The 6,297-nt window shown below is 72.0% G+C and carries 6 protein-coding genes; all 6 read right to left on the bottom strand.

The genetic code is table 11. From position 1 onward, the window contains the following. Window positions 1-113: 113 nt before the first annotated feature. The 6 genes from ACZ6JY_RS22840 to ACZ6JY_RS22815 all read right to left on the bottom strand — a co-directional run bounded on the left by ACZ6JY_RS22840 (window position 114) and on the right by ACZ6JY_RS22815 (window position 6,142). Window positions 114-1,580, bottom strand: coding sequence for a peptidoglycan D,D-transpeptidase FtsI family protein (locus tag ACZ6JY_RS22840; RefSeq protein WP_469198210.1), 1,467 nt, complete (start codon window positions 1,578-1,580; stop codon window positions 114-116). Between the two features lie 113 nt (window positions 1,581-1,693). Continuing rightward, window positions 1,694-2,380, bottom strand: coding sequence for a response regulator transcription factor (locus ACZ6JY_RS22835; RefSeq protein ID WP_469198208.1), 687 nt, complete (start codon window positions 2,378-2,380; stop codon window positions 1,694-1,696). Then, window positions 2,377-3,648, bottom strand: a complete 1,272-nt coding sequence (locus tag ACZ6JY_RS22830) for a sensor histidine kinase (protein WP_469198206.1) — start codon at window positions 3,646-3,648, stop codon at window positions 2,377-2,379. The genes ACZ6JY_RS22835 and ACZ6JY_RS22830 overlap by 4 nt, the downstream gene beginning before the upstream one ends. Beyond that, complete coding sequence (locus ACZ6JY_RS22825) at window positions 3,645-4,712, bottom strand: hypothetical protein (RefSeq protein WP_469198204.1); 1,068 nt, start codon at window positions 4,710-4,712, stop codon at window positions 3,645-3,647. Before ACZ6JY_RS22825 ends, ACZ6JY_RS22830 begins: the two co-directional genes overlap by 4 nt. A gap of 176 nt (window positions 4,713-4,888) precedes the next feature. Next, window positions 4,889-5,365 carry a GNAT family N-acetyltransferase gene (locus ACZ6JY_RS22820; RefSeq protein WP_469198202.1) on the bottom strand — a complete coding sequence of 159 codons (477 nt, stop codon included), beginning with the start codon at window positions 5,363-5,365 and terminating at the stop codon, window positions 4,889-4,891. Window positions 5,366-5,368: 3 nt separating this feature from the next. Further along, a complete protein-coding gene (locus ACZ6JY_RS22815) occupies window positions 5,369-6,142 on the bottom strand; it encodes an IclR family transcriptional regulator (RefSeq protein ID WP_469198200.1) in 774 nt (257 codons plus the stop codon). Window positions 6,143-6,297: the final 155 nt, after the last annotated feature.

The raw sequence follows: 6,297 nt of genomic DNA, 5'->3' as shown, positions 1-6,297 counted from the left end.
TCTGGTCCCCCCGCTTTTCTCTGGGGGGGGGGTTGGGGGGGGAGACGAGAAAAAAACGCCCTTCAAACCCTCTTTCCCGTTCGTCTTCCCCCCGGGACTTTTCCGCAGTCCGCTTATCGGTCCAGTGCGGCCTGCATCATCGCCTTGGCGATCGGGGCCGCCAGGCCGTTGCCGCTGACCTCGTCGCGGGCCGCGCTGGACGATTCGATCATCACGGCGACCGCGACCTCTTTCCCGCCGCCGTCCCCGCCGTCGCCGTCTTTTTTGGCGTACGACGTGAACCAGGCGTACGGCGTCTTGCTGTTCCTTTCGCCGTGCTGGGCCGTGCCCGTCTTGCCGCCGACCGTCGCGCCCGCGATCTGCGCGTTCGACCCGGTGCCCTTCTCGACGACCGTCTCCATCGCGGACCGCAGGCCGTCGGCGGTGTCCTCGTCCATCACGCGCTGGGCGTCGCCGTCGCCGTACTTCTCCAGGACGTCGCCGCCCGAGTCGGTGATCTGCGAGACCATGTGCGGCTTCGCCAGCCGGCCGCCGTTGGCGATGGCCGCCGAGACCATCGACATCTGAAGCGGCGTCGCCGTCACGTCGAACTGGCCGATGCCGGACAGGCCCGTCTGCGCCTTGTCCATGTCCGAGGGGTACACGCTCTTGCCCGCGCGCACGGGCACGTCCAGCTTGTCCGCGTTGAAGCCCAGCTTCTCCGCCATCGCCTTCACCTTGTCCTGGCCGAGGTCCACGGCCATCTTCGCGAAGACGTTGTTGCACGAGTACTGGAGGGCCGTGCGGATGTCCGCGTCCTCGCAGGGCGCCGACGCGTTCTCGTTGCGCAGCACCGTCGCCGTGCCCGGCAGGGTGTAGGGGTTCGGGCTGTCCGTCCGCGTGTCCACCGAGCCGTAGAGACCGTCCTCCAGGGCCGCCGCCGCGACGACCAGCTTGAACGTCGAACCGGGCGGCAGCGGCTGGCGCAGCGCGCGGTTCACCATCGGCTTCTCCTCGTCCGTCGTCAGCTCCTGCCACGCCTCGGAGTCCGTGGAGCCGCTGATCCGCGACGGGTCGTAGGACGGCGTCGAGACCATGCCGAGGATCTGTCCGGTCTTCGGGTCGAGGGCGACCGCCGCGCCCTTCTTTTCGCCCAGCGCCTCGTACGCCGCCTTCTGCACCGCCGGGTCGATGGTCGTCACGACGTCGCCGGGGTCGGCGCGCTTGTTCGTGAGCGTGTCGAGCGGGTTCTTCAGACGGTTGTCGGTGCCGTCCAGGAGGTCCTTGTAGATGCCCTCCAGCTGCGTGGCGCCGTACACCTGCGAGCTGTACCCCGTGACGGGGGAGTAGAGCTCGCCGTCCTTGTATGTGCGCTTGTAGGCGAGATCGCCTCCTGTCGTCCGCGTGGAGCCGGTGACGGCCTCACCGCCCACGATGATGTCGCCCGGCGGGTTCGCGTACTGCTCGATCGTGTTCCGCCGGTTGTGCTTGTCGTCCGCGAGCGCCTTCGAGTCGTGGAACTGCACCCACGTCGCCCGCAGGAGCAGGGCGAGCACGAGCAGCAGAGCGAAGACCGAGGCGTGCCTGATCGTCTTGTTCATCCCGGGGAAGGACGAGCCACGAGGGGCGGTTCGTTCCCTTCTGATGGGCTTGAGGTCGTTTTCTCAGACAGTTCTCAGAGTCCCCGGCTGCTCGGCGCCCGCGCCCGCGCCGGTCATCCCGCGCTCATGAAGCCCGACTCGTACGCCGCGATCACCGCCTGCGTACGGTCCCGCGCGCCCGTCTTGGCGAGCACCGACGCCACGTGGGTCTTCACCGTGGCCGCGCCCACGCCCATCCGCCCGGCGATCTCCGCGTTGGTCAGGCCCGCCGCCATCCACCGCAGCACCTCGCTCTCCCGCGCGGTGAGCCGCGCCAGCCAGGCGGGCGGCTCGGGATGGGCGCGGCCGTGCTCCGAGGCCAGGGCGCGCACGGCCGCGGGGAAGAGCAGGGAGTCGCTGTGCGCGACGATGCGCACGGCCTGGACCAGGGAGTCCGCGTCCGCCCGCTTGAGGAGGAAACCGGCGGCCCCCGCGCGCAGCGCCTCGTATACGTAGGAGTCGTTCTCGAAGGTCGTCACGACGACGATGCGCGGCGGCTCCGGCATCGTGCGCAGTATCTGCTCGGTGGCGCGGATGCCGTCGACCTCCGGCATGCGGACGTCCATCAGGACCACGTCGGGCCGCAGCTCCCGGACCACGGAGACCGCCTCGGCGCCCGTCGACGCCTCGCCGACGATCTCCATGCCGGGCTCGGCGGAGAGGATCGCGCGCAGGGCGGTGCGCACCATGCGCTCGTCGTCGGCGAGGACGACGCGGATGGCCGGGCGGCCGGAGCCCTCGTCCTCGGGTGTGGTCGTCATGCGTGTCCCTTCAGCGGAAGTCGTACGGTGAGCCGCCACACCCCGGGGGCGGGGCCGGCCGCGGGGCCCGCCTCTGCGGTGCCGCCGAGGAGCCGAGCCCGGTCGGCGACGCCCCGAAGGCCGTGGCCGCCGCCGGGGCGGGAGCCTTGGGCGCGGGACGGCGGCAGGGGGTTCTCGGCCGTGACGGCGAGGTCGGAGTCCTCCAGGGCGATGCGCAGGGTCACCGAGGTGCCGTCGCCGCCGTGGCGCAGGGCGTTGCTCAAGCCCTCCTGGACGATGCGGTAGGCCTCGCGGGAGACCAGCGGGGGCAGGGCCGCGGGGTCCATGTCGACGGTGGCGTCCACGCGCAGGCCGCCCGCCCTGGTGCGGCGCAGCAGGCCGTCCAGATCGGCGGCGAGGGTCGGCGCGGGCGCCATGGAGCGGGCGTCGTCGGCCTCCCGCAGCACCCCGAGGACCGCGTCCAGCTCACCGACCGTGCGCCGCGTGGTGTCCTCGATGGCGGCCAGCGCTTCCCGTACGAACTCCGGGTCGTGGTCGAGGACGCGGCGGGCCGCGGACGCCTGGAGCGTGACGGCGCTCAGGGCGTGGCCCACCGAGTCGTGCAGCTCGCGCGCCAGGCGGTTGCGCACCGCCAGGTCGGCGGCGCGCCGCTCGGCCGTGGCGAGCCGGTCGGCGGGCGTCGGGCCGAGCAGTTCGGGCGCCCAGCGTGCGAGGAGCCCGCCGGCCGCCGCCACGCACGCCGCCAGCGCCACGAGCGAGGCGACGCCGATGACCGGGGAGAGCGCGAGCAGCCAGGGCTCGTCGAAGGCCTCGGGCATGCCGAGGCGGCTGTCCCGCAGGGCGGAGAAGAGCGGCAGCGTGATCAGCACGGCCGCGAACGGCGGCAGCGCCAGCGACATGCCGCTGATGATCCCGCCGAGCCCCAGATGCAGCGTGAACCAGGCGGAGGTGCGCCCCCGCGCCGCACGTGAGCGCGCGGGGCCGTCGGCGAGGGAGTCGTCCGGCACCCCGCACAGCGCCCGCACGGCCGCCACGGACATGGGCCGGGTCAGCGGGAACAGCGCGGTGATCGCGGCGAGCGGCAGCCCCACCGTGAACGCGCTGAGCTGGGCGGCGAGCGATCCGAAGATCTGCCCGTCGCCGGCCACAGGCCCGACGATCACGGAGCCGACGAAGACGTACGGCATGGCGAGCGCGCCGCCGAGGATCAGGTGGACCCACCGGCGGCGCGCCCGACGCCCGAAGAGGGCGGTGCCTGCGGCTCTCACGCCCCGCCCCCGGAGTCTGTGGTTCCGCTTGCCGCCCGCGCCCGCTCGCCGAGGAACCTCGCCCCGATGACGGCCACCAGCGTCCCGACGATCACGTGCACAGCGTAGGTCAGGAGCATCGTGACGGTGGGCCGTCCGGCGGCGTCGCCCAGGGTCGTCAGCGAGCCGAACAGCAGCCAGCCGCCCCAGCAGCCCACCGCGCCCGAGCCCAGCCAGGCCAGCGCGAGCGGCACCTTGACCGGGAGCGCGGGCCGCCGGCGGAAGGCCAGGAGCAGGCCGCCCGCCACGGCCGCGGCGAGGTAGAGCGCGTTCAGCGACTCCAGGACCCGGAAGTCGGAACCGTTCTCCTCGATCCGTGCCTCGCTCAGGCCGGTGGTGGCGCCCGCGGCCCACAGCAGGTGCACGGCGGCGGGCCAGAGCGCGAGCAGGGCGGCGGCGAGGGCGGTGACGCGGCGGGCCCGGCCGTGGCCCTCCGGCACGTCACGGAGGCGGCCGCGCCACAGGTGTCCCCAGCGGTCCCTGGAGTACAGGACGAAGAGGGAGCCGAGGGCGATGCCCTGCACGATGAAGCCGGTGTAGACGACGCCGAAGACCCACTCGTCGAGGAAGGGCGCGGCCGATCCGCCGCTGTCGCTGTCACCGTCGCTGCCGATGACCCTGACCAGCTGGGTCAGGGGGAACCCCGCCATGATCGGCACGAGCAGGCCGGTGGCCGCCCACATCGGCGGCACGAGAAGCCGGGCGGGTGCCCGCAGGCCCCAGGGCCGGGTGAGCAGCAGTACGAGGACGATGACGGCGCCGTCCATCAGGACGGTCAGACCGTTGCCGAAGATCATCACGACCCGGTGGTCGAGCAGTGTGCTGCCCTCGGGAATGCCGAGGTGGCTCCCGAAGATCCAGGCCAGCTTGAGCGACAGATACGGGACACAGGCGACGAGAGCGCAGAGCCGCAGAACACGACGGCCCCGCCCGAGAACGAACGGGGCGGGACCTCGCGGGACGGCGGCGGCGCGTCCCGGGGCGGTGGCGCTGCTGTGCGGGCCGACGGGCCGTATCTGCGTCATGGCACAAGGCTCACGCCCGAGGCAGCCCTGACACCTCCTGCCTCCTGATGATCCGCCTCCGCCGCACGGCGGAGGCGCAGGAGCCGTCCAAGAGGAGAGCGCCCCGGTCAGCGGCGAGGCAGACGCCGCCCGGCCCGGCCGGGGGCCCTCCCGAGCCGCCTGGCCCGGCGGAGCCGTCAATCCGTGTTCAGGACGAGGACCACCTCGTCGATTTCCGTGCCGCGGGCCGCCGCGAAGCCTCGTTCTTGTGTGCTCTCCCGGAAGCCGCACTTCTCGAGGACGCGCCGCGAGGCCACGTTGTCCGCCGCCGCGCGGGCGTAGAGCGGGCGCTCCGGGATCAGTGCGAGCAGCTCGCGCAGGGCGGCCGTGGCCAGGCCCCGGCCCCAGTACGCGCGGTCGATCCAGTACGTGACCTCGCGCTCGCCCGGCTCGCCGTACACCGCCGCGTTGCCCACCACGTCGCCGTCCGCGAGGACCGTGCGCACATCGACGCCGGCGGAGCCGCGCATCTTGGTCCAGTGGGCGTCGAAGCGGTCCCTGTCCAGGGGATCCTCGGGCGTGAACGCCGCCATGTGACTCGACTCGGGATCGCTCATCTGCCGGAAGAAGACGGGCAGATCGCTGTCGTGGACTTCGCGCAGGCACACATCCATGCCTCAGAGCCTACGAGTCGCCAGTGTCAGCCGGTCGCGCGCGTCGAACAGGGCGTCCTTGACCATCTGTTCATGGGCCGGGGTGAGCCGCGCCACCGGCACCGAGCAGCTGATCGCGTCCCGCGCGGGGGTGCGGTACGGAATGGCGACGCCGAAGCAGCGCAGCCCCAGCGTGTTCTCCTCGCGGTCCACCGCGAAGCCCTGCTCGCGCACCGTGTGCAGCTCCTCGATGAGCTTCTCGCGGTCGGTGATGGTGTGCTCGGTGAGCGCCGGCAGTGTCTCCGGGAGCATCTTGCGGACCTGCTCGTCGGTGTGGGTGGCGAGCAGCGCCTTGCCGAGCGAGGTGGAGTGCGCGGGCAGCCTGCGGCCCACGCGCGTGAAGGGCCGCAGGTAGTGCTGCGACTGGCGGGTGGCGAGGTAGACGACGTTCGTGCCGTCGAGCCGCGCCAGGTGGATGGTCTCCGTGGTGTCGTCGGAGAGCCGGTCCAGGGTCGGCCTGGCCGCGGCCACCACCTCGTCGCCGTCGATGTAGGACGTGCCGACGAGCAGCGCGCGCACGCCGATGCCGTACCGCGTGCCGGTGGCGTCCGTCTCCACCCAGCCCAGCTCGACCAGGGTGCGGAGCAGCATGTAGAGGCTCGACTTCGGATAGCCCACGGCCTCCTGGACGGCTGCCAGGGAGTGCATTCCGGGGCTGCCCGCGAAGTATTCGAGCAATTCCACCGTGCGCACGGCGGACTTGACCTGCGCGCCGCCTCCGGTCTCGCCAGCCGACATCGCCCTTGACCCCTTAGTTCGCCGAGAAATAGTCTCCGAAGTCCCCGCTCATTCATCAGCAGAGACGCTGTTCAGCATATCGAACGACCCCGGTGAGCGGCATACCTACGCAGTACGTAAGCAGACCTACAGCAGTACCTCTTGCAGTACCTCTG

The sequence above is a fragment of the Streptomyces sp. NPDC046335 genome, assembly GCF_055587985.1.
The sequence above is the reverse complement of the archived record's forward strand: the minus strand, read 5'-3'. Positions and strand labels throughout refer to the sequence as shown.

Bases quoted from the DNA above. Each gene is read 5' to 3' on its own strand.
- ACZ6JY_RS22820 (WP_469198202.1), bottom strand. From the start codon at position 5,365: ATGGATGTGTGCCTGCGCGAAGTCCACGACAGCGATCTGCCCGTCTTC.
- ACZ6JY_RS22815 (WP_469198200.1), bottom strand. From the start codon at position 6,142: ATGTCGGCTGGCGAGACCGGAGGCGGCGCGCAGGTCAAGTCCGCCGTG.
- ACZ6JY_RS22840 (WP_469198210.1), bottom strand. From the start codon at position 1,580: ATGAACAAGACGATCAGGCACGCCTCGGTCTTCGCTCTGCTGCTCGTG.
- ACZ6JY_RS22835 (WP_469198208.1), bottom strand. From the start codon at position 2,380: ATGACGACCACACCCGAGGACGAGGGCTCCGGCCGCCCGGCCATCCGC.
- ACZ6JY_RS22825 (WP_469198204.1), bottom strand. From the start codon at position 4,712: ATGACGCAGATACGGCCCGTCGGCCCGCACAGCAGCGCCACCGCCCCG.